The following is a 23526-nucleotide window of genomic DNA, read 5'->3' on the forward strand; positions in this document are numbered from 1 at the left end:
CTCCCCGCTGCCCCGCCCTCTGCCATGAGCATCCAGACCGACGACTTCACCCCCGCGCCGCAGCAGGCTCGTCTGATCAGCGCGCATCCGGCTTCGCCCAACGAGGACGCGATCGAACGCGCGCTGCGGCCGAAGCTGCTCGATGAATACGTCGGCCAGGCCAAGGCGCGCGAGCAGCTGGAGATCTTCATCGGCGCCGCCAAGAAGCGCCGCGAGGCGCTCGACCATGTGCTGCTGTTCGGACCGCCCGGCCTGGGCAAGACGACGCTGAGCCACATCGTCGCCGCCGAGCTGGGCGTGAACCTGCGCCAGACCAGCGGCCCGGTGCTGGAGAAGCCCAAGGACCTGGCGGCCATCCTGACCAACCTCGAGCGCAACGATGTGCTGTTCATCGACGAGATCCACCGGCTGTCGCCGGTCGTCGAGGAAATCCTGTATCCGGCGCTGGAGGACTATCAGATCGACATCATGATCGGCGAGGGCCCGGCGGCCCGCTCGATCAAGCTGGACCTGCAGCCGTTCACGCTGGTCGGCGCGACAACGCGCGCCGGCATGCTGACCAACCCGCTGCGTGACCGCTTCGGCATCGTGGCGCGGCTCGAGTTCTACACGGCGGACGAGTTGCAGCGCATCGTGACGCGCTCGGCCTCGCTGCTGGGCGCGGCGATCGAGCCGGCCGGCGCGCTCGAGGTGGCGCGGCGCTCACGCGGCACGCCGCGCATCGCCAACCGGCTGCTGCGCCGTGTGCGCGACTATGCCGAGGTCAAGAGCGACGGCACCATCACCCGCACGATCGCGGAGAAGGCGCTGGCGATGCTGGACGTCGATCCGCTCGGCTTCGACCTGATGGACCGCAAGCTGCTGGAAGCGGTGGTGCACCGCTTCGACGGCGGCCCGGTGGGACTGGACAACGTCGCCGCCGCCATCGGCGAGGAGCCGGGCACCATCGAGGACGTCATCGAGCCCTACCTGATCCAGCAAGGCTTCCTGCAGCGCACGCCCCGGGGACGGATTGCCACGCTGGCGGCCTACCGCCACCTCGGGGTGGCGCCGCCGAAGCAGGCGGGGCAGCTGTTCGACCTCGAGTGAGCCGCGCGTGGCGCGCCACGCGACTTCGGGCCGGCTGACCCGGCGTTGGCTCAGTCGACTCGCCCGCGCCGGCCACCTATCAACGCAGCAATGAAAAAGGCGCTCCGAAGAGCGCCTTTGTCGTTCCTGATCCGAGGATCAGAAGTTGTGGCGAATGCCCAGAGCGAACGAGTTCAGGTCGTCGACCTTGTTCGCGGTGGTCGCGTCCACGGCGGTGTAGAAGGCGTACAGCTTGGTGCGCTTGCTCAGGTTGTAGTTGTAGGCCAGCGTGTACTGCTTGCCGCCGTTGCGGCCGCTGTTGAACGAGGAGCCACCGGCCTTGGTGCCACCGACGTTCAGGTGGAATTCCGACTGGCCCATCGTGTACATCACGGCAGCGCGGCCGATCCAGCGCTTGTCCTTGCCCAGCGAGCGCGAGTCGTCTTCACGCTGCGCGTAGCCGCCGAAGGTGAAGGCGCCCAGTTCGTACAGGCCGCGGATGGCCCACTGGTTGGCGTCGCCCTGCTTGCTGTAGCCAGCGCCCAGGTGCAGCGGGCCCTGGTCGTAGTTCAGCGCCACGTCGTAGCCGCGCGGATCGACGCCTTCGCCGGCGTGCAGCGCGAACTCGGCGTTGAAGCCGCTGACGTTCGGGGTGAAGTAGCCGACCTTGTTGGTCTGCGTGAAGCCGGCACCCGAGTACAGCTTGTCTTCCGACGTGCCGGTGTCGTGGTTGTGCATCGACACGTAGTCGGCGGTGGCGTAGTAGGAGCCCGGGGTCCAACGGCCCAGACGGACCGCGCCGAAGTCGCCGGACAGCTGCACGCTGGCTTCGCGGTTCCAGAACGCGCGGGCCGTGCCGTTGGCGTTGACGTCGGTCTGGCGACCGTCATCCGAGTTCAGGCCGTGCTCCAGGGCGAAGCTGGCCTTCAGGCCGCTGCCCAGGTCTTCCGTGCCCTTGAAGCCCAGACGGGAGTTGTTGTTGATCACCGAGGCAACGCGGTCGCGGTTGCCGGTCTTGATGCTTTCCACGGAGGTGTTGATGCGGCCCCAGAGCGTGACGGAGCTTTGCGCGAACACCGGTGCGGAGAGAGCCGCGATGGCCGCAGCGATTGCAATCTTCTTCATATCCACCTTCATCAGTTGGAGGTTTCAGCCGGTCTGGCTCAATGGCGGTACTGCAAGGTGTGCGGAGTATAGAAGTGCGTTGCACGCACCCATAACACTCGACGCGAAATTGCAACAGTTCCCCGTTAGGGGTGGGATCCACGCGGCGAAGGTGTAAGCAGACGGGCCATCAGCACCTGGCCCCCGAGCAGTCCCGCCAGCACGGCGAGTTGGCCCGCAGCCCCGAGCCGGTGGGCGTTCCAGAGGAACAACGCCACCGCAGCGAGCATCAACAGGAACATCGCCGCCGCCGCCCACGCGTGCGAGGGCGCGATCGCCGGATCGAAGAGCGCCCGCGCCCGAGGGTCGTAACCGGGCGCTATGCGGGCGCCGACGCCGGGCTCCCAATGGGCCGGTTCCCACCAGAGTCGCAATTTGTCCCGCCAGCGCGGTGTGCGCCGCATCTTGCCGATCAGCCTGGCGTAGACCTGGACGTTGGCGGTCCACGGATTCCAGCTCCGCAGCGCGTCGCGGGTGCCATAGACGCAGGGTTCGCCGTCCAGTTCCTCCTGGAAGCTGCCGAACAGACGGTCCCAGATCACGAGGATTCCGCCGTAGTTGCGATCAAGATAGGGGTCGTTGACGGCGTGATGCACGCGGTGGTTCGACGGCGAGCAGAACCAGCGATCGAACCAGCCGAGCTTGCCGATCTGCTGGGTGTGCACCCAGAACTGGTACAGCAGATCGATCAGGGCGACGACGGCGTAGACCAGTGGCGGGAAGCCCAGGATCGCCATCGGCATGTAGAAGATCCAGCCGACGAGCCAGCCACTGCCGGTCTGGCGCAGCGCGGTGGACAGGTTGTAGTCCTCGCTCTGGTGATGCACCGCATGGGCCGCCCACAGGAGCGCCGTGGTGTGGCCGAGCCGGTGATGCCAGTAATAGAGGAAGTCGTAGAACAGCAGTCCCACCAGCCAGACCCACCAGGCGCCGGCCTCCAGCCGCGTCAGCGCCGCATGCTCGAACACCCAGGTGTAGATGCCGAGGGTGAAGAGCTTGGTCAGCACGCCCACCACCTGGCTGAGCATGCCCAGCGCGATGCTGCTGATCGCATCGTTGAGCCGGTAGGTGTTGCGGCCGCGGCGCACGCCGATCCAGTACTCAAGCCCGATCAGGGCGAAGAACACCGGCGTGGCCAGCACGATGATCTGTGCGTCGGTCATGTGTCTCCTCGATGAGCGCTCGATGCGGCGCTTCTGTCGATGTCGGCGGTCGCGGTCCGGCGCCTCGAGCGTCCGGTGGCGTCGATCCGCGGGGTCAGGCCCTGGCCGCCTGCGGCGCGTTGGGCAGGAAGCCGGGGACGCCAGGATCGTCCAGCGCCAGGCCGTGCAGGTGATGGTCGTCGTTCCAGCCCACCAGACTGAAGCCCTCCGGCGAATGCAGCAGCCGGTTGATGCTGGCGTTGCCCAGGACCCAGCTGCGCGGTGCCCGCAGGTCGATGCGGGTCGCGGCACGGTACAGGCAGTCCATCACGCCCCCGTGCGCCACGATGGCGATCGTCTGCCCGGCATGCGCCGCGGCCAGCTCCGACACCACGGCGATGCAGCGGGCGTAGAGCGCGGTCAGGCTTTCTCCACCGGGCGGCTCGAAGTCCGGATCGCGGCGGCGCCAGCGCAGCGCGTCCTCGGGGAATGCGGCCTCGATCTCGGTCCAGAGCTTGCCTTCATGGACGCCGAACGCGCGCTCGCGCAGGCGCGTGTCGTGGCGAACCTCCAGCCCGTGCGGCGCCGCGACATGCCGGGCGGTCACCGCGGCCCGCGACAGGTCGCTGGCGTAGATCGCATCGATCGCATGGTCGGCCAGCGCCGCACCGAGCCGCTCGGCCTGGCGGATCCCCATCGCGTTCAGCGGCAGGTCGAGGTGACCTTGCAGGCGGCCTTCACGGTTCCATGCGGTCTCGCCGTGCCGGATGGCCAGGATCTGGGTCGAGTCCACTCAGACGCCCCAGACCACATCGGTGTCGGCGGACCGCGCGGCGCGCAGCAACTCGAGCAGCGGCCACAGCCGCTGACGCAGCATCACCTCGGGCTTGGGCGGCGCCTTGCGGCCCTCGGCCTGCGCCTCCTCCGCGGCGCGGTCCAGCGCCTGCTGCTCCTCGGCGATGGCCGCCTCGCCGCGCGCGATCAGCGCCGGCAGATCCGCCGCCTGGAAGATGCCCTGCGCCGCGGGATCGCGTCCCAGCGCCTTCAGGGCCTGATCGCCATGGGCCGCCAGCATGATGACGTCGGCGCCCGCCTTCGACTTGAACTTGTACAGCACGCTTGTCTCCCGGCCGTCGACGGCGGCCACCGGCGCATTGTGCCGTCCTGGCTGCAAGGCCAGTGGAGAGGTCTCCCGATCCGCCCCGAGCGCTGCGGTCCGCGTCAGGCGCCGCGCAGCAGGTGCACCGATGCGCGCGCCGGGCGCAGCGCCGCGGTCTGCGCGCGAGCGGCCTGCCCGGCCTGGGCCTGCGCGGCGATCTGGGCATGGCGCTCTTCGAAGGCACGCGTCTCCAGCGCCGGCGCGCACAGGAAGCCCTGGTACTCGTGGCATCCGCAGCGGGCGAGGAAGTCGCGCTGCGCGTCGGTCTCGACGCCCTCGGCGATGACCTGCAGGTTCAGCGCGCGGCCCATCTGCACGATCGCGTTGACGATGCCGGCGTCGCTGGCGTCGCCCGGCAGTCCCTTGACGAAGCTGCGGTCGATCTTGAGGCGCTGGATCGGAAAGCGCTTGAGGTACCCGAGGCTGGAATAGCCGGTGCCGAAGTCGTCGATCGCCATCAGCACGCCGAGCTCCGACAGCGCCTGCATGCGATGCAGCGCCTCCTCCGCGTCGCGCAGCAGGACGGATTCGGTCAGCTCCAGCTCCAGCAGCGACGGCGGCAGGTCATAGGCGCGCAAGGCCTGGGCGACCTGCTCGACGAACTGCGTCTGCTGGAACTGCAGCGCCGACACGTTGACCGCCACCGGCACGCGCAGGCCCTTCTTGAGCCACGCCGCCGCCTGCGCCACCGCCTGCTGCAGCACCCACTGGCCGATCGCGACGATGAAGCCGCTCTCCTCGGCAACCGGGATGAACTCGGACGGCGGCACGTCACCGCGCAGCGGATCGCGCCAGCGGATCAGCGCTTCAGCGCCGATCAGCTCGCCAGTCTCGAGCGACACCTGCGGCTGGAAGTGCAGCCGGAACTCGCGCTCCTGCAGGGCTTGGCGCATCGCGTGGTCCAGCCGCATGCGCGACAGCAGGTCCACGTCCTTGCGCGGCTGGTGGAAGCGAAACGCGCTGCGGCCGCTTTCCTTGACCCAGTGCATCGCGCGCTCGGCACTGGCGAGCAGTTCCTCGGCGCTGCCGCCGTCGCCCGGGAACAGCGCGATCCCCGTGCTGCAGGTGACGGTGAAGCTCAAGGTGTCGAAGCAGAACGGTCGCGACATCGCCTCCTGCACGCGACGGGCCGCGTGCTCCGCGCCTCGGGCATCGGCCTGGTGGATCAGCAGCGCGAACTCGTCGCCGTCCAGCCGGGCGACCGTGTCGACCTCTCGCAGCGACTCCTTCAGACGCAGCGCGACTTCCTTGAGGACGCGGTCGCCATAGGAGTGGCCCAGCGTGTCGTTGATCTGCTTGAAGCGGTCCAGATCGACGTTGAGCAGCGCGAACGGCGTCGTCTCGCGCCGCGCCATGGCCTGCGCGTAGTCGACGCGCTCCATCAGCGCACGTCGGTTGGGCAGGCCGGTGAGCATGTCGTTGTGGGACAGCTCCTCGATGCGCTGGTGCGCGGCGAGCTTTTCGCTCAAGTCACGGAAGGAGTACACGCGGCCGATCGGCCGACCGCGGCTCCACTGCGGCAGCGACACACGCTCCAGCACGCGGCCGTCGATGAGCTTGAGGTTGTCGCTGGTGTGCAGCAGCGGCGATTCCTGGATCGCGCCCAGACGCATCGCGTAGGCCGCGCCGTCGACGACGCTGCGGCGCATCCAGGCCTGCACGGCCTCGTCGTTGCGATCGTTGAGCAGGTCCTCGGGAATGCCCCACAGCGACGCCAGCCGCTGGTTGAAGCTGCGGATGCGTCCGGCCAGGTCGGTCACCAGGATGCCGTCGGCGGTCGATTCGAGCGTCGCGCGCAGTTCGGCGAGCAGCGTCTCCCGCTCCTCGTCATGCTGGCGCTGCTGCGTCTGGTCGCGCATGGCGACCAGCCACAGTCCATCGCCCTGCGGCTGCGCCACATGGCTGATGCGGCGCGAGACCCAGAGCATGCGGCCATCGGCATGGCGCATCATCGTGTCGGTGTGCAGGCTCTCGCGTCGACCGATGGCGGCATCCATCCAGAACAGCGCATCCTCCGGCGTCGACGCCAGCGACTCGACGCTCGCGCCGACCAGGTCCTTCGCCGGCAGGCCCAGCAACTGCTGCGACGCGGCGTTCACCGCGACCACGCAGTGCGTGCGGGCATCCACCAGCCACACGGCTTCCTGCAATCCGTCGATCAAGGGAAGGAAGGCGGTGTTGAACGCCGCGGGCGCGGGCGTCACGGACCGGGCAGGCAGGTTCACGCGGCCATCTCCCCGGGCGGCGAGGGCGGTGTGGACAGCGGACCGGCCGACTCGAAGAAATAGGCGATGCGGCTGCGCGGGCTGAGGTAATCCAGCGACGCGCGCGGCAGTTGCTGCGGCTTGACGCTGCGGCGGATGCCAAGGTCGGGCAGCTCTTCCAGGTTCAGCACCAGGGCTTCCTCGCGCGGCACCTTGGCGTCATGGACCATGACCCGGGGCTTGAGCGGCCGCGATGAATTCACCGCCACGACCAGCGCGTAGCGGTCGTCGGTCAACTGCACCACCGAGCCCGGCGGATACACGCCCATCATGCGGATGAAGGCGTTGAGCATGGTGGCGTCGAAACGGCTGCGCCCCTGCGCGAACATCAGCGAGAGCGCCTCATGCGGCGTCATCGCCTTGGAACTGAGCAGCGGATTGCACAGCCCGTCGAAGCGGTTGACCAGCGCCACGATGCGGGCGCCGATGCTCATGCGGTCGGCGTTCAGCCGCTGCGGGAAGCCGCTGCCGTCGGCATGCTCATGGTGCTGGGCAATGATCAGCAGCGGGCCGGCGCCGACGCCCATCTTCTGGCCCACCATCACGCCCTTGGCGACGTGCTGCTGATAGGCCGCGACCTCGGCGGCGGTGAAGCTGTCGTCGCGATGGCGGAAGCGCGGCGTCAGCTCCATCTTGCCGATGTCGTGCAGCAGCGCGCCCTGGCCCAGGTCCAGCATCTCGTCGCGCCCCAGGCCGAAGGCCCGGCCCAGCAGCATCGCGATCACCGCGACGTTCAGCGCATGCGCGGTGCCGCGGTCGCCGGCGCCCTCGTTGAGCAGGCGGATGTTGATGTCGCCCTCGACCAGCATCTTGTCCAGCAGCGCGCGGGACAGCGCGGCGGAGCGGTCGCGGGCGTCGGTCGGCTCGCGCGGCACCAGGTCGATCAGGTCGCGCAGGGCGGTGGCCGCCTCGGCGTACTGGCGCTCGCACAGCAGCAGCGCCTCGCGCTGCTCGGCCAGCAGCCGGCGATGACGCTCGCGCGCATCGTCCTCGGCGTCATGGGGCGGCTCGGCGGCTACGGCCGGAGCGGCGGCCGGCGGCGGCATCGGCGTGGCGTCCAGCGGGAGGTCGCTCTTGCCCGGGCTCCAGCGCACCTGCTTCAAGCCCAGTCGACGCAGGATCAGCAGCTGCTCTTCCGAACTCAGCTTGAAACTGCTGAGCGGAAAGGGATGTGACATCCAGCCGAGGTCGAGATGGATGAACATCCCCACTTTCAGCTGGTTCACATCGATGAGCGGATCGGCCGATCTGTCCTTCATTCTTGTAGTTCCGCGCCCGGTTCAGGCGCCTTCGTCAGCAGCTTCGGCTGCCCAGGGCCACAACTTAAATGAAAAGCGCGTCCCCCGCGCGGCGCCGCGCATGATCGCGGAGTGAGCGTGCAACTTGTCACGGGTTTTTCCGGAGGGCCTCTATGATCCCGCGCAACCCGCATTCTCATAAATATTCAGGAGACTTTCATGCATGCCTTTGTTTGCGATGCGCAGCGCACCCCTTTCGGGCGGTACGGCGGCGCCTTGTCGACGGTCCGGGCGGACGACCTGGGGGCGGTGCCGATCCAGGCCTTGATGACCCGCCACGCGTCGCTGGATTGGGAAGCGCTCGATGACGTGTTCTATGGATGCGCCAACCAGGCGGGCGAGGACAACCGCAATGTGGCGCGCATGTCGGCGCTGTTGGCCGGCCTGCCGATCGCCGTGCCAGGGGTGACGCTGAACCGCCTGTGCGGCTCCGGGATGGATGCCGTCGGCACCGCGGCCCGGGCGATCCGCGCGGGCGAGGCGCAGCTGCTGATCGCCGGCGGCGTCGAGAGCATGAGCCGCGCACCCTTCGTGATGCCCAAGGCGGAAAGCGCCTTCTCGCGGGCGAACGCGATCTACGACACGACCATCGGCTGGCGCTTCATCAATCCGAAGATGAAGGCCCAGTACGGCGTCGACGCGATGCCGGAGACCGCAGAGAACGTCGCCGTCGACTTCGGCATCGAGCGCGAGGCGCAGGACCGCATGGCGCTGGCCAGCCAGACGAAGGCGCTGGCAGCGCAGCGCAGCGGTTTCTTCGACGCGGAGATCTGTCCGGTCACGATTCCCCAGAAGAAGGGCGAGCCGGTGGTCGTGCGTCAGGACGAGCACCCGCGCGAGACCAGTCTGGAAGCGTTGGCGAGGCTGAAGGGCGTCGTCCGACCGGACGGTAGCGTGACGGCTGGTAACGCGTCGGGCGTCAATGACGGCGCCTGCGCGTTGCTGATGGCCAGCGAGGCGGCGATCACCCGGCATGGGCTCACGCCGCGGGCGCGGGTCCTGGGCATGGCGACTGCGGGCGTGGCGCCGCGCATCATGGGCATCGGCCCGGCGCCGGCGGCCCGCAAGGTGTTGGCGCAGGTCGGGCTGACGCTCGCGCAAATGGACGTGATCGAGTTGAACGAGGCCTTCGCCGCCCAGGGCCTGGCGGTGCTGCGCGACCTGGGCCTGCGCGACGACGATCCGCGGGTCAACCCCAACGGGGGCGCGATCGCGCTGGGCCACCCACTCGGCGCCAGCGGCGCCCGGCTGGTCATGACGGCGATCAACCAGTTGCATCGCTCGAACGGCCGGTATGCGCTGTGCACGATGTGCATCGGCGTTGGCCAGGGCATCGCGGTGGTGGTCGAGCGCGTCTGAGTTGCTCGCCCGCGCGCCGAGCGCGGGTCTCGCGCCGGTTAACGGCCGCGTCCGATCAGTTCGGCGCGGCCGTTTTCAATTAGTCAGACGATTTCCCTCCGATAGGGCGGTTGTCTGACCTCTTTTTGGTGCAGACCTTCCTCCCAGAGCGCCGTTGTGTGGCGATCCGCCCATATCCAAAAGTTGGGGGCGATAAAGAAATAGTCATGGGCGCCCGTAGGACCACGTAGGCGCCAATCGCACATCGCGTGGGATACTGACCGAGTTTGATGGCGCATACCGCTCATATATGTAGGGCGTAGCGCCACAGGCATGATGTCTGACTATTGACGGCTTGCTTAGCGACGCTTCGATCGCGATTCCGCGCACCTTTTTCCCGCTGACCGCCCGACCACACCGCCCGACGCTAGCGGTGGGGCGTTCTGCGCAGTCAATGCACCAAATTAATGCATGTAGGTGCGAATAGCGGAACAAAACAATTGCCCTGGCAAACATTCTTCACAGGGTTGTCCCTATAGTTTTGGACATCACCTGCTTACGCCCAGCAGATTTGGGCGTCAAACGCACGACCACCTCCCCACCATGTCCGCTGCTCGAGCTCACGACGACGAATTGACCGCCCTTCAGGCGGTCGTCCCCACCCCCGAAGCTGAAGTCCGCACCGGTCCGCTGAAACGCGACCTGGTTGCCGGTCTGGAAAAAGGCCTGGCCGTGATCGAAGCCTTCGATCAGGAACGTCCCCGCCTGACCATCAGCGAAGTCGCCGGCCGCACTGGCCTGACGCGCGCCGCCGCCCGCCGCTACCTGCTGACGCTGACCCACCTGGGCTTCGTCTCGCAGGACCGCAAGATGTTTGCGCTGACCCCCAAGGTGCTGCGCCTGGGCCAGAGCTACATGCACTCGGCGCGCCTGCCCCGCATCATCGAACCCGAGCTGCACAAGCTGGCCTACGCGATGAAGGAAGCATCGTCGGCCGGCGTGCTCGATGGCAACGATGTGATCTGCATCTCGGCGACGAGTGCCGGCCGCGTGGTCTCACCGACCCTGCAACCGGGCACCCGCGTGCCGGCCTACTGCACCGGCAACGGCCGTGTGCTGCTGGCGGCGCAGCCGCAGGCGGAAGTCGATGCCTTCATCGCTCGCCAGGAGCTGAGCGCGCTGACCCCGCACACGATCACCCATCCCGAGCGCCTGCGCATCGAGATCGCCCGCGCCCGCGCCCAGGGCTATGCGCTGATCGATCAGGAGCTGGAGCAAGGCCTGCGCTCGGTGGCCGTGCCGCTGAAGAACTACAAGGGCGACACCGTCGCCGCGATGGCCATCAGCGTCCACGCCACCCGCATGAGCATGGAGCAGATGGTCGAGCACTGCCTGCCCCCGCTGCTGCAGGCGCAAGCCCACCTGCGCATGCTGCTCTGAGGCCACCGCGCCGCGCGGTGTTCCAGGCACCGCCTCCGACGAAGAAGCGACCCGCGGGTCGCTTTTTTCATGCCCGATCGCCGGGCTCGATCCGCGGTCGCACCGGGGCGCTCACGCCCAGACGCGATGGCGCAGCAGCGGGCTGACCCGATAGCGCTCGCTGCGGCAGGCGTCGAACAGGCCATCGAGCACATCGACGACGGTGTCCGCGCCCAGCAGTGCGAGCCACTCGAAGGGGCCAGCCGGATAGTTGACGCCCAGCTTCATCGCGGTGTCCGCGCCGGCCTCGTCGCAGACGCCTTGCCAGACGGCATCGGCGCCCTCGTTGACCAGCATCGCGATCGTGCGCGCGACGACCAGTCCCGGCACATCGCGCAGCACCAGCGGCTCCCAGCCGAGGCGGCGCAGCAGCGCTTCGGCCCGCGCGCGCGGCGCGGCGTCCACCCGCGGCGCGAAGGCCATGGCCAGCCCGTCGATCCGGTCCGGTGCCAGCGGCCAGTCGATCACCGCGAGTCCCAGTTGGCGGCGCTCATGCGCAAGCTGCGCGGCGCAGCGGCCGCGCGTGATGTGCAGTTGCAGGCCTTCGACCGCGACGCCGTTCCAGTCGGCCGACTCATCCCGCGCGAAGACCAGACCCCGCGTGCCCAGCCACTGGCCGAGCCGCTCGACCAGCGGACCCCGCCCGACCAGCGTCACGGCGCCGACCGCCTCGTCGTCGCTCTCCCCGACCGTCACCGACACGGTCGCCGCCGGCACTCCGTCGTAGAAGCCCTTGCCGACCTTGCGTCCCAGCCGCCCGCCGTCCACCAGCGCCTTCTGCACCAGTGAGGGCTGATAGCGCTTGTCGCCGTAGTTCGCCTCGAAGACGGACTGCGTCACCAGGTAATTGGTGTCGTGGCCGATGAGGTCCATCAGCTCGCAGGGGCCCATGCGGAAACCGGCGCCGCGCAGCGCGCGATCGAGCTGGGCCGGCGTGCCGGCCTGCTCCTGCAGCAACGCGAGGGTCTCGGCGTAATACGGCCGCGCGATGCGATTGACGATGAACCCGGGCGTCGACTTCGCATGCACCGGCGTCTTGCCCCAGCGGCGCGCGAGCTGCTCGATCGCCTGCGCCGCGCTCGGGTCGGTCTCGGCGCCCCAGACGACCTCGACCAGCTTCATCAGCGGCACCGGATTGAAGAAGTGCATGCCGACGAGCCGCCGCGGATTCGTCATCCCGTTGGCCAGCGCGGTCAGGCTGATCGACGAGGTGTTGGATGCGATCAGCGCATCGGCCGGCAGCAGCGCGTCGAGCTCGCGCAGCAGCGCCTGCTTGGGCTCGAGCTTCTCGACGATCACCTCGATCACCAGCGCCGCGTCGCGCAGCTCGGCCACCGCGCTGGCGGCGGACAGCCGGCCCATCACCGCCTCGCGCTCGGCCGCTTCCAGGCGGCCCTTGGCCACCAGCCCATCCAGTGCCTTGCCGATCTGCGCGATCGCGGCGGCGGCCGCGCCCTCGCGCAGGTCCATCAGTTGCACCGGATGGCCGGCCTGAGCCGCCACCTGCGCGATGCCCGCGCCCATCACGCCGGCGCCGATCACCGCCACCGGCGCCTGCGCCGCCGGTGGCGTGGCAACGCGCCAGGATCCCGTCGATTCCGTCATTGCTGTCTCCGTCATCTGCTTCGAATCTAGTGCGCGGGAACGCCTTGCGTCAGTCCCGCGGGCGTCATGGGCGTGGCGCGCCAATGGCGCACCAGGTGACGACGCGGGCCTCAGGACGCCGTGTCGCCCTTCGGCACCCAGGCCGCGGGCCGCTTGCCGAGGAAAGCCGCGAAGCCCTCCCGAGCTTCGGCACCCATGCGCACCCGTGCGATCGTCTGCGCGGTCAGTTCACGGACCTCGCCGTCCACCGGACCCACCTCGAGTTGCGCGAACAGCGCCTTGATCTCGGCCTGTGCCTGTGGCCCGTTCATCAGCAGTTCCGCGACCCAGCGCTCGACGGCCGCATCGAGCCCGCCAGCGGCGTCGCTCTCCACGACCTCGTGCAGCAAGCCGATGCGCAGCGCCTCGGCGGCGGGAATCCGGCTGGCGGTGAGCGCAAGCCGGCGCGCCTCGCGCGGCCCGACCGCATTGATCACGTAGGGACCGATGACCGACGGCAGGATGCCGAAGCGGGCCTCGCTGACCGCGAACTGCGCGCCCGCCGCGGCGACCGCGATGTCGCAGGCGAGGGTGAGGCCGACGCCGCCGCCCAGCGCCACGCCGTGGACCTTGGCGATCGTCGGCTTGGGGCAGCGCGCGATGCGGTCGAGCATGCCGGCGAAGCGGCGCGCGTCCGCGACGTTCCAGTCCTGCGTCGCTTCCGACGCGCGCTTCATCCATTGGAGGTCGGCACCGGCGCTGAAGGCCTTGCCGGCGCCCTCGAGCACGATGATCCGCACGGCCGGGTCCCGGCCCAGGCGGTCGAAGGCGGCATCGAGGTCCGCGATCATGGCCTCGTCGAAGGCGTTGAACACCTCGGGCCGGTTCATCGTCACGCGCGTCACGCCGCGCGCATCGGTCGCCATCTGCAGGGTTTCCACGTGCGAGTCTCCGTTGTGATCGGCGGAGTATCGCAGCCCGACCGGTCGGTCGAAAATACCCCCCTCCCAGGGCGGCGCTTGCCGCCGGGCGGGATCAGTCCTGCCAGACCTCGCGCACCAGCTCGTGCAGCGCGTGCAGCGCGTGGTCCTCGGCCTGTTCCTGCTGAAGCCAGCACAGCCAGGTCTCGTCCTGCCAATGCGGCCAGATGCGCAGTTCGCCGGCCTCGACCGCCGCCTGGGCCTGGTCCTTGCGAAGCACCGCGGCGCCCAGGCCGCTGGCGACCATGCCGCGCACGGCCGCCTCGGTCTCGGCCATCAGGCTGTGCGGCGGTTCCTGGCCAGCGCTCTGGAACAGCCGCTCGGCGGCCGGCCGCAAGCCGCAGTCCGGCGGCGTGCCGATCCAGGGCAGCGACAGCAGCGCCTCCCGCGACACCGGCCACTCGCGGTCGGCGAAGCGGCGTGGCACCGCCACAGCCAGTTCCATCCGGCGCAGGCGCTCGACCACCAGGCCGTCGGCGGCTTCGCCGTCGTAGAGCACATAAGCGCAGTCGACCTCGCCGCGGCGCAGCGCCTGCACGCTGTGCAGCGACAGGCGCTGCATCAGCTGCAGCCCGATGCCGGGATGGCGCTCCGCCAGCTTCACCAGCACCTCGCCCAGGCGCAGCGCCAGCGGGTCGGTGACGGTCCCCATGCGCAGCCGCCCCTGCACCTCGCCACGGATCTGCGCGGCGGCCTGGCGCAGGCGCTGCGCCGCGTCGAGCGTGCGGCGCGCCTCCTCGGCGAGCTTCTCGCCGGCGGCCGTCAGGGTCATGCCGCGCGAGCTGCGCTCGAACAGCTGCACGCCCAGTTCCTCCTCCAGCGCCTTGATCTGGGCGCTGACGGCGGGCACGCTGGTGAACACCTTCTCCGCGGCGCGGGTCAGGTTCCGTTCGGCCACGACGGCCAGAAAGCTCTTCAGCTGGTACAGCTCCATGGGCCGGATTGTGACCAGCCGCCGCACCGGCCACGTTCGGATTCTTCAAACGCCTGTTCCAAACATGCGCATGGACCCCGCGCGAGGCGACGCCCAGACTGCCGTCCCATCGCAGTCTTCAAGAAGGGTCGGTCGCCGTGACTCCCACCTCTCCCCTGGCCGCCACCATCGCGATGCTGTTCGCCGCGATCTCCTGGGGCAGCCTGTTCCTCGTCGGCAAGCCGGTGCTGGGCCGCCTCGACCCGGTCTGGTTCACCGCGGTGCGCTACCTGCTGGCCGGTGTCGGCATGACGCTGCTGGTGATGCGCTTTGGCCAGCGCCCCTGGGCCAAGCTCAAGGCGCATTGGGGCACGCTGACCGGCCACGGCGTGCTGGGCTACGGCTTCTTCGGCGTGCTGGTGCTGGAGGGCCTGAAGCTGTCGCTGCCCTCGCACGGCGCGGTGCTGATGGCCACGATGCCGATGACGACGATCCTGCTGCGCTGGCTGCTGGACGGCCACCGGCCCGGCCTGGGCGTGGCCGGCGCGGCGGTGCTGGCGCTGAGCGGCGTGGTGCTGGTGTCCGGCGTGCTCGGGCGCACCGACGGCCCGCCGCATATGCTGCTGGGCGACGCGCTGACGCTGCTGGGCACGATCGGCTGGGTGCTCTACACCCGGGGCGCGGCCCGGCTCCCCGCATTGAGCCCGCTGGAGTACACCGGGTTGACCGCGATCGCGGCGCTGCCATGGCAACTGCTGTTCGCCGTCGCCATGACGGCCGCCGGCTGGGTCGACGCGCCCACCTGGCAGGACCTGACGCCAGTCGCGCCGCATCTGCTCTACATCGCGGCGGTGCCGACGGTCGCCGCGGTCGTGGCCTTCAACTTCGGCGTGCGGCAACTGGGCGCGTCGCGCGGCACCCTGTTCCTGAATGGCGTCCCGGTGTCGGCGCTGCTGATGAGCGTCGCGCTCGGCCAGCATCCGGCGGCGCAGGAGTGGATCGGCGCGGCACTGGTGATCGCGGCACTGACGCTGAGCACGCGGTCGCCGGCACCGGGGCGTCGTCCGCCCGCTCAAGAAGGCGTGAAGACCAGGGCGGCGGTCGGTGCCGACGGGCGTTGTCCAGCCACTTGACGAGCCGCGCGGCAAGCTGGAAAGCCCCGGTGCGACGGCCGCCACAAGCGGCCTCATGGCTTTTGTCATGGGTCTGTCTTGTGGCATAGGCTTCCGGCTCCGACGGGCCCGGCCCGCGCTCCAGACCAGCTTGCGATGAAGAACGCCCTCCGCCTCACCACCCTCGCCCTGCTGATGCAGCTGGGCGGCCTCGCGATGGCGGCGCAGCCGCAATCGGGCCTCGACCTGAAGGGCTACGACAAGACCGTGCGTCCCCAGGACGACCTGTTCCGCGCCGCCAACGGCCACTGGCTGTCGACGACCGAGATCCCCGCCGACAAGTCGTCCTACGGCGCCTTCCACCTGCTGGCGGACCTGTCCGACAAGCGCGCCCGCTCGATCATCGAGGACCTGTCGAAGAAGAAGGCCCAGGGCGGCACCGTCGAGCAGAAGATCGGCGACTACTACGCCGCCTACATGAACACCGCCGCGATCGACAAGGCCGGCCTGGCCCCGATCAAGCCGCTGCTGGACAGCATCGCCGCGATCCAGACGCGCGCGCAGCTCGCGACCTGGCTGGGCGCGCAGACCGGCGTCGTCGATACCCCGGTGCCGCTGGGCATCGAGGCCGACTACCAGGACCCGACCATCAACCGCCTGCAGACCTGGCAGGGCGGCCTGGGCCTGCCCGACCGCGACTACTACCTCAAGAAGGAGGACGAGCGCCTGGCCAAGGCGCGCGCCGCCTACGTCGACTACCTGCAGACGCTGGCCAAGGCCGCCGGCATCGCCGATCCGGCCGGCAGCGCGCAGCGGGTGCTGGCGCTTGAGGAGCGCCTGGCCGAGGTGCAGTGGGACAAGGTCGCGCTGCGTGATCCGCAGAAGACCTACAACCCGATGACGCCGGCCGAGCTGGCGCAGAAGGCGCCGGGCTTCGACTGGAACGCCTTCTTCACCGCGGCCTCGCTGCCGGGCCTGGACAAGCTGTCCGCGTCGCAGCCGAGCTACCTCACCGGCGCGGCCAGGATCCTGGGCGAGGCACCGCTGGAGGACCTCAAGCTCTACCTGAGCTTCCGCGCGATCGACGCCAACGCCACCACCCTGCCCAAGGTCTACCGCGACGCCCATTTCCAGTTCCACGGCGCGGCGCTGACCGGCGCGAAGAGCCCGCTGCCGCGCTGGCAGCAGGCGGTGGGCAACGTCAACGGCGCGCTGGGCGAGGCGGTCGGCGAGGTCTACGTCAAGCGCTACTTCCCGGCCGCCGACAAGGCCCGGATGCTGCAGCTGGTCAACAACCTGCTGGCCTCCTACAAGGAGTCCATCGACAAGCTCAGCTGGATGACGCCCGCGACCAAGGCGCAGGCCCAGGACAAGCTGTCCAAGTACATGGTCAAGATCGGCTACCCCGATGTCTGGCGCGACTACGGCGCGCTGGAGGTCAAGGCCGGCGACCCGGTGGGCAACAACCTGCGCGCGGCCAGTTTCGAGTGGAAGCGCCAGGCCGCCAAGGCCAGCAAGCCGGTCGATCGGCGCGAATGGCTGATGACGCCGCAGACGGTCAACGCGTACTACAACCCGACGCTCAACGAGATCGTCTTCCCCGCCGCCATCCTGCAGCCGCCCTTCTACAACACCAAGGCCGACGACGCGGTGAACTACGGCGCGATCGGCGCGGTGATCGGGCATGAGATCAGCCACGGCTTCGACGACCAGGGTAGCCAGTTCGACGGCGACGGCAAGCTGCGCAACTGGTGGACCGACGACGACCGCAAGGCCTTCGACGCCATCGGCGCGAAGCTGGTCGCGCAGTACGAGGGCTACGAGCCGATCCCGGGCAAGCACCTGAACGGCAAGCTGACGCTGGGCGAGAACATCGCCGACCTGTCCGGCCTGCAGATCGCCTACAAGGCCTACCTGCGCTCGCTGGGCGGCAAGCCGGCGCCGGTGATCGACGGCTACACCGGCGAGCAGCGCTTCTTCATGGGCTGGTCGCAGGCCTGGCGCGAGAAGGCGCGCGAAGAGCGCAAGCTGCAGCTGCTGACCATCGACCCGCACTCGCCGCCGGAGTTCCGGGCCAATGGCGCGGCCGTCAACCACGACGGCTTCCACGAAGCCTTCAAGACCAAGCCGGGCGACAAGATGTTCAAGCCCAGCGAGGACCGCATCCGGATCTGGTGATCCGGGGCTCCCGACGAAGCGGCCGGTCTCCGGCCGCTTTTTCATTTCCGCGCCGACCCGGATCGAGCGAGTCAGCCGGTGATCGGGAACGGCAGGGCGCGCGCAGGCGGTCTCAGTGCGTCAGCACATCCCGATCCAAGGCCCGGCTGGCCCCGAGCAACGGCGCCTGGTCGGCCTCCTGCACGACGTAGGTCGGAATCGCCCGCAGGTAGGACGTCAACCGGCCGCAGGACTCGAAGCGCGCCCGGAACGGGCTGCGGTCGAACCAGTCCCCCAGGCGCGGCACGATGCCGCCGCCGATGTAGAGCCCGCCGCGCGCGCCGAGCGTGAGCGCCACATGCCCGGCGACGTCGCCCAGCAGCGCGCAGAACATGGTGACGACTTCGCTGCTGAAGGGCTCGCCCGCCAGCGCCGCCGCGGTGATCGCCGGCGCGGCGCGGCCTTCGCCCGGGGCGAGCTTGAGGCCGCGCAACTCGGCCAGCGCCATGTAGAGGTTCTCCAGGCCCGGGCCCGACACCGCCCGTTCCGCCGACACATGACCGAAGCGCCGGTGCAGCAGGTCGAGCACGGCCCGCTCCTCGGGCTCGTAGGAGGACAGCGTGGCATGCCCGCCCTCCCCGCCGACCGCGACCAGCGTGGCACCGTCGTCGGACCGCAGCAGGCCCGACACCCCCAGTCCGGTCCCGGGGCCGACCAGGCCCTTGGCCGCGCCGGCCACCGGTTCGCCGCCGCCGACCTTGCGCATCGACTGCGGTCCCAGCGCCGGCAGCGCCAGCGCCAGCGCGGTGAAGTCGTTGATCACCAGCACCCGCTCCGCGCCCAGCGCCGATTGCAGCGCCCGGGTGGAGAAGCTCCAGTGGTGGTTGGTCATGCGCACATGGTCGCCGGTGACGGCCGTGGCGATGCCGATCGCGCAACTGCGCGGCCGCGGCAGGCCCTCGCGATGCAGGTGATAGAAGATCGCGTCCGCGAGCGTGTCGAAGTCGCGGCACAGGTAGCGCGCGACGTGTTCCAGCGGCTCCGCCGTTCCCCCCTGGCTGGCGAAGCGCACATGCGTCGCGCCCACGTCCGCCAGCAACCGCATTGGCGTCGTTCCGCCCTGACTCATGCCTTCTGCTCCTTCACCGATGCATCGCGCATCCCGTCTCCACGCGGCAGGAGCCGTGCCCGCCCCGCGCGCCAAAGCCCCGGATGCTGCCACAGTCCACCCGCGGCCGGACCCGACGGGCGCCGCGGCGCCCGATGTTCAGTCCATGGCGCTCAACGCGCGGCCTTGAAGGCGGCGATCGCGTCGCGGTACCAGTGGGCGCTGTCCTTGGCCAGGCGCTGCTGGGACGCATAGTCGACGTGGAACAGGCCGAAGCGCTTCTGGTAGCCCGAGTTCCATTCGAAGTTGTCGAGCAGGCTCCAGTAGAAGTAGCCCCGCACGTCGGCGCCCAGCGCCACCGCCTGGGCCAGCGCCTCGAGGTGGCCGCGCAGGTAGGCGATGCGCGCCGCGTCGGGCACCCGGCCGTCGACCACGCTGTCGGCATTGGCCATGCCGTTCTCGGTGATGACCAGCGGCGGCGGCGTGTACTCGCGGGTGATGCGCAGCAGGTGCTGGGTGAGCGCCTGCGGATAGATCTCCCAGCCCATGTCGGTGAAGCCCAGTTCCCCCGGCGGCGTCACGAATTGCTGCCGGCCGTTGAGCACGCTGCGGGTGTAGAAGTTGATGCCCAGGAAGTCCAGCGGCTGCTGGATCAGCGCCAGGTCGCCGTCCTGCACCCGCGGCGCATCGGCGCCGAGGTACTCGACGATGTCGGCCGGGTACTGGCCGCGGAACACCGGGTCCATGTACCAGCGCACATTGGTGCCGTCGTCGATGCGCGCGGCGCGTCGATCCTCCTCGCTGAGCGGGTCGGCCGGGAAGGACGGCGTGTGGTTGAGCACGATGCCCAGCTGCGCCTTCGGGCCGACCGCGCGCATGGCCTGCATCGCCGCGCCATGCATCATCAGCAGGTGGTGCGAGACCTGGTAGGCCTCCGCGCGGCTGGTGTGGCCGGGCGCGAACTGCGCGGTCTCGTAGCCCAGCGTCGCCGAGCACCAGGGCTCGTTCAGCGTGGCGATCGTCGACAGCCGGTCGCCGAAGCGGCGCGCGATCTCGGCGGCGTAGTCGGCGAACAGCGGCACCACCTCGCGCGACAGCAGCCCGCCGATGGCATCGTCCAGCGCCTGCGGCAGGTCCCAGTGGTACAGCGTCGCGTTGGGCTTGATGCCGGCCTGCAGCAGTTCGTCGATCAGGCGGTCGTAGAAGTCGAATCCGGCCTCGTTCCAGGCGCCGCGACCCAGCGGCTGCACTCGCGGCCAAGAGAAGGAGAAGCGGTAGGCGTCCAGGCCCAGCCATCGCATCAGCTTCACATCCTCGGGATAGCGGCGGTAGTGGTCACAGGCGATGTCGATGTTGGAGCCGTCCTTGATGCGGCCCGGCTGGGCGCAGAAGCGGTCCCAGATGGACTCGCCCTTGCCGTCCTCGCGGCCGGCGCCCTCGATCTGCGCGGCGCTGGTCGCGGAACCCCACTGGAAGTCCGCGGGCAGCGACCGGATCAGCGATTGGAAGGTGGCGGTATCGGCGGCGGGATTGGCGTCGTTCGCGTGCATGGTGGTCGGCGTCGTTGTCGTGGAAATCGTGGAGGAAGCGTCGCCGCGATCACTGGCGGACGTCGGGCGGGCCGGGGGCATCGCAGGTCCGGTGGGCGTCGAGGCGGCGGGCATGGTCGGAGGGTGGTCGGTCGGTGGCGGTGCGGTCAGCCGCGCACGGCGCCGGAGGTCAGCCCGGCGACCAGCCGCCGGGCGCTGAAGAGGTAGGCCACCAGCAGCGGCAGCATCGCGATGGCGCTGCCGATCATCAGCGCGCCCCATTCGGTGTTGTTCGGCGCCTGCATCGAGCGCAGCGCCAGCGGCAGCGTGTAGTGCTCGGCCGAGCGCATCACCACCAGCGGCGCGACGAAGTTGTTCCAGCTCGCGATGAAGGTGATCAGGCCCAGCGTGCCCAGCGCCGGCGTGAGCAGCGGCAGCACGATGGACCAGAAGATGCGGAACTCGCCGCAGCCGTCGATGCGCGCGGCGTCGATCAGGTCCGGCGGGATGGCCGAGCCGATGTACTGCCGCATCAGGAAGATGCCCAGCGCGCTGGCGGCCGCCGGCACGTAGAGCGCGCGCGGTTCGTCGATCCAGCCCAGCGCGTCCATGACCATGAAGCTGGGGATCATGTGCAGGAAGGCCGGCAGCATCATCGAGCCCAGCACCACCGCGAAGAGCGCGCGCTTGAAGCGGAACTCGTAGATCGCGAAGGCGTAGCCGGCCAGCGAGCACAGCAGCAGGTTCAGCGCCGTCGTCATCGACGCGACGTACAGGCTCATCCCGAGGTTGCGCCAGAACGGCAGGCGCTCCTGCAGCAGCCGCAGGTTGGACGGCGCCGCGTCGCCGAACCACAGCGGCGGCGGCGTGTCGAAGATGGCCGCGCGGTCCTGCGTCGCGAAGACGAAGGTGAAGTACAGCGGCGAGACCAGCACCAGCGCGCCGGCAATCACCAGGCCCCAGGCGAGCCACGGCCGGCCCGCGGAGCGGCGCGCGCGCGTCGCGCGCCCCTCGCGCGTCGGCGCGGGCCCCATGGGCAGGCCGTCAGCGCGCGCCATGGCGGCCTCCCGGGTCGCGGCCGAACAGCTTCGCATTGAGCCAGGTCAGCGCGGCGATCAGCACGAACATCAACCAGGACATCGCCGACGCGGTGCCGAAGTCGCCATCGGAGAAGGCGGTGCGATACATGAAGATTGCCGTGGTCATCACCGACGAGGCGACGCCCTTCTCGCCATCCACCAGGATGAAGGGCTCCTCGAACAGCTGCAGGTTGCCGATGATCGTCAGCGTCACCGCGAAGAACATCATCGGCTTGAGGAGCGGCAGCGTGACATGGCGGAACTGCTGCCATTCGCTCGCGCCGTCCAGCGTCGCGGCCTCGTAGAGGTCCTTGTCGATGACCTGCAGCGCCGACAGGTAGAGCACCAGGTTCCAGCCCAGGTAGCGCCAGAACACGACGAAGGCGACGGCGGGCCGGGTGACGTCGGCGTCGCCGAGCCAGTCGATGCCGCCCTCCCGCAGCGCCGTCAGCGAGGCCAGCGGGCTGCCGATGAACGGGATGCGCGTCAGTTCCGCGAGCGCGGCGTTGATCAGGCCGTAATCCTTGGAGTACAGCGTGGTGAAGATCAATGCGATCGCGACGCTGGAGGTGATGTACGGGACGAAGTAGGCGCCGACGACCAGGTCGCGGCCGCGCTTGAAGCGGCGGTGGATGAAGAAGGCCAGCGGCAGCGCCACCAGGTGCTGCGGCAGGCCCGAGACCAGCGCGAACCAGGCCGTGTTGTAGAGCGCATCCCAGAACCACGGGTCGGTGAGCGCATAGCCGTAGTTCTCGAGCCCGACCCAGTGCATCGTGTGCAGGCCCTCGGCGGGGTTCCACTGCTGCAGCGACAGGTAGATCGAGAACAGCAGCGGGAACAGGCCGAACACCAGGAACAGCGCGAAGAACGGCGCGATGAACAGGTAGGGCGCGATCCGGCGCGATCGCAGCGCCGGCAGACGCGGCAGCCAGGACAGGCGGCGCGGTCGGGAGGCGCTTGACGTCGGGGACATGGTCCGGCCTCCTCAGCGACGACGCGCGCGGCGCTCGATCAGGCGACGGGCGTCGGCCAGCGCCTCGGGAATGGCCTTGCCCCGGGCGACGACCCGTTCGAACTCGTCGCGGATCACCGTCGTGGCGAGCGCGTCGAAGCGGTTGACCGGGATCGCGGGAATGCGGACCGCGGTCTCGCGCCACAGCTGGCGCGCGCGCTGCCCGCCGAGGAACTCGATCGGCTCGTCCATCACCGGGTCGTCGAGGACCGCCCGCATCGCCGGGAAGCTGTCGAGCGCCTTCAGGCTCTCGCGCTGCACCGCGGCATCGGCCGTCATCAGTCGGATGAAATCCCAGGCGGCAGCCTTGTTGGCCGCCTTCTTCGGGATCGCATAGAAGGAGCCGCCGTAGGCGGCCTGGACGCCGCCGGGCAGCGGCGCCGAGCGCCACAGGCCCGAGGTCGCCGGCGCGATCCAGTTGCGCAGCTGACCGACGAGCCACGCGCCGATCATCTGGGTGGCGATGCGGCCCTGCTTGAAGCCGGCCGCCCAGTCGTTGGTCCAGGCGATCGCGCGGGCGTCCAGGCCGGCACGGCGCGCGGCACGGCCCAGTTCGAAGGCCTGGCGAAAGCGCGCCGACTCGACCAGCACACGGCCGTCGGCGTCGAAGTACAGGCCTTCGCCGTCCTGCAATCCCTGCCGCAGCGCGATGTCGCGCAGGTCGGCGGCGTCGGCCATCAGGTAGGCGCCGGTGGCCTTGCGGATGCGCTCGCCCGCGGCCAGGTAGGCGGACCAGTCGCGGGTGATCTCGGCCTCGCCGACGCCGGCACGGTCGAGCAGGTCCTTGCGGTAGATCAGCGTGCCGGGGCCGATGTCGGCGGGAATCGCCACCTGCGTGCCGCCCGGTCCGGCGCCCTGCGCCATCGCGAAGCGGACATAGTCGTCGGCATGCGACGCGGCCAGGTAAGGCGCCTGGTTGAGATCGACGAAGCCGCCCGAGCCGGCGAACTTGCCGATATAGCGCAGGTCGATCGCCATCACGTCGGGCAGGCCGGAGCCGGTCGCCAGCGCCGTCGTCATCGACAGGTGGTGATCGGCGTACTGCATCGACAGCAGCTTGAGCTCGACCGCCGGATGGCGCGCGCGCCACCGCGGCGCCGCGGCGATCGCGGCCCGGTCGAGATCGGGAAAGGTGGCGAC

General features: G+C 69.6%; 19 protein-coding genes. 5 read left to right on the plus strand and 14 right to left on the minus strand.

Features of this window, described 5'->3' with window-relative positions; translation table 11 throughout:
- Nucleotides 1-24 precede the first annotated feature (24 nt).
- Nucleotides 25-1089: a Holliday junction branch migration DNA helicase RuvB gene (ruvB, locus tag CS062_RS16645; RefSeq protein ID WP_091731215.1), complete on the plus strand. Its 1065-nt coding sequence runs from the start codon at nt 25-27 to the stop codon at nt 1087-1089.
- A gap of 138 nt (nt 1090-1227) precedes the next feature.
- Here the strand turns inward: ruvB and CS062_RS16650 are convergent, their stop codons facing one another.
- The 6 genes from CS062_RS16650 to CS062_RS16675 all read right to left on the minus strand — a co-directional run bounded on the left by CS062_RS16650 (nt 1228) and on the right by CS062_RS16675 (nt 8056).
- On the minus strand, nt 1228-2193 hold the full coding sequence (locus CS062_RS16650) for a porin (RefSeq protein ID WP_099862713.1): 966 nt from the start codon (nt 2191-2193) through the stop codon (nt 1228-1230).
- Between the two features lie 125 nt (nt 2194-2318).
- Nucleotides 2319-3395: a sterol desaturase family protein gene (locus tag CS062_RS16655; protein ID WP_099862714.1), complete on the minus strand. Its 1077-nt coding sequence runs from the start codon at nt 3393-3395 to the stop codon at nt 2319-2321.
- A 94-nt stretch (nt 3396-3489) separates the two neighbouring features.
- The gene (locus CS062_RS16660) at nt 3490-4167 is read right to left on the minus strand and encodes a histidine phosphatase family protein (RefSeq protein ID WP_099862715.1); all 678 of its coding nucleotides are present in this window, start codon (nt 4165-4167) and stop codon (nt 3490-3492) included.
- The gene (locus CS062_RS16665) at nt 4168-4491 is read right to left on the minus strand and encodes a DUF1840 domain-containing protein (protein ID WP_099862728.1); all 324 of its coding nucleotides are present in this window, start codon (nt 4489-4491) and stop codon (nt 4168-4170) included.
- A 104-nt stretch (nt 4492-4595) separates the two neighbouring features.
- On the minus strand, nt 4596-6737 hold the full coding sequence (locus tag CS062_RS16670) for a putative bifunctional diguanylate cyclase/phosphodiesterase (RefSeq protein ID WP_099862729.1): 2142 nt from the start codon (nt 6735-6737) through the stop codon (nt 4596-4598).
- 17 nt (nt 6738-6754) lie between these two features.
- Entirely contained in the window at nt 6755-8056 is a 1302-nt protein-coding gene (locus CS062_RS16675; protein ID WP_099862716.1) for an HD-GYP domain-containing protein, read from the minus strand.
- A gap of 198 nt (nt 8057-8254) precedes the next feature.
- On the opposite strand from CS062_RS16675, the gene pcaF reads away from it, so the two are divergent.
- Nucleotides 8255-9454, plus strand: a complete 1200-nt coding sequence (gene pcaF, locus CS062_RS16680) for a 3-oxoadipyl-CoA thiolase (RefSeq protein WP_099862717.1) — start codon at nt 8255-8257, stop codon at nt 9452-9454.
- Between the two features lie 582 nt (nt 9455-10036).
- Nucleotides 10037-10873 carry an IclR family transcriptional regulator domain-containing protein gene (locus tag CS062_RS16685; protein ID WP_099862718.1) on the plus strand — a complete coding sequence of 279 codons (837 nt, stop codon included), beginning with the start codon at nt 10037-10039 and terminating at the stop codon, nt 10871-10873.
- 111 nt (nt 10874-10984) lie between these two features.
- Here the strand turns inward: CS062_RS16685 and CS062_RS16690 are convergent, their stop codons facing one another.
- From CS062_RS16690 to CS062_RS16700, 3 genes are all read right to left on the minus strand, one after another.
- Nucleotides 10985-12517, minus strand: coding sequence for a 3-hydroxyacyl-CoA dehydrogenase (locus CS062_RS16690; RefSeq protein ID WP_099862719.1), 1533 nt, complete (start codon nt 12515-12517; stop codon nt 10985-10987).
- 110 nt (nt 12518-12627) lie between these two features.
- Nucleotides 12628-13422, minus strand: a complete 795-nt coding sequence (locus tag CS062_RS16695) for an enoyl-CoA hydratase-related protein (RefSeq protein ID WP_099862730.1) — start codon at nt 13420-13422, stop codon at nt 12628-12630.
- A gap of 109 nt (nt 13423-13531) precedes the next feature.
- The gene (locus tag CS062_RS16700; RefSeq protein ID WP_099862720.1) at nt 13532-14410 is read right to left on the minus strand and encodes a LysR family transcriptional regulator; all 879 of its coding nucleotides are present in this window, start codon (nt 14408-14410) and stop codon (nt 13532-13534) included.
- Nucleotides 14411-14547: 137 nt separating this feature from the next.
- Between CS062_RS16700 and CS062_RS16705 the strand changes: the two genes are divergently transcribed.
- Both CS062_RS16705 and CS062_RS16710 read left to right on the plus strand, forming a co-directional pair.
- On the plus strand, nt 14548-15522 hold the full coding sequence (locus CS062_RS16705) for a DMT family transporter (RefSeq protein WP_233218101.1): 975 nt from the start codon (nt 14548-14550) through the stop codon (nt 15520-15522).
- A 135-nt stretch (nt 15523-15657) separates the two neighbouring features.
- Nucleotides 15658-17679, plus strand: coding sequence for a M13 family metallopeptidase (locus CS062_RS16710; RefSeq protein ID WP_099862721.1), 2022 nt, complete (start codon nt 15658-15660; stop codon nt 17677-17679).
- A 112-nt stretch (nt 17680-17791) separates the two neighbouring features.
- Here the strand turns inward: CS062_RS16710 and glk are convergent, their stop codons facing one another.
- The 5 genes from glk to CS062_RS16735 form a co-directional block, all read right to left on the minus strand.
- A complete protein-coding gene (gene glk / locus CS062_RS16715) occupies nt 17792-18787 on the minus strand; it encodes a glucokinase (protein ID WP_099862722.1) in 996 nt (331 codons plus the stop codon).
- Nucleotides 18788-18939: 152 nt separating this feature from the next.
- A complete protein-coding gene (locus CS062_RS16720) occupies nt 18940-20316 on the minus strand; it encodes a GH1 family beta-glucosidase (RefSeq protein WP_099862723.1) in 1377 nt (458 codons plus the stop codon).
- 146 nt (nt 20317-20462) lie between these two features.
- Nucleotides 20463-21353, minus strand: a complete 891-nt coding sequence (locus CS062_RS16725; protein WP_233218102.1) for a carbohydrate ABC transporter permease — start codon at nt 21351-21353, stop codon at nt 20463-20465.
- Nucleotides 21340-22347, minus strand: coding sequence for a carbohydrate ABC transporter permease (locus CS062_RS16730; RefSeq protein ID WP_099862724.1), 1008 nt, complete (start codon nt 22345-22347; stop codon nt 21340-21342). The genes CS062_RS16725 and CS062_RS16730 overlap by 14 nt, the downstream gene beginning before the upstream one ends.
- Before the next feature lie 12 nt (nt 22348-22359).
- The coding region (locus CS062_RS16735) for an extracellular solute-binding protein (protein WP_199174269.1) at nt 22360-23526 on the minus strand (1167 nt) is incomplete at its 5' end.

The sequence above is a fragment of the Roseateles chitinivorans genome, from assembly GCF_002761755.1.
Classification (GTDB): Bacteria; Pseudomonadota; Gammaproteobacteria; order Burkholderiales; family Burkholderiaceae_C; genus Roseateles; species Roseateles chitinivorans.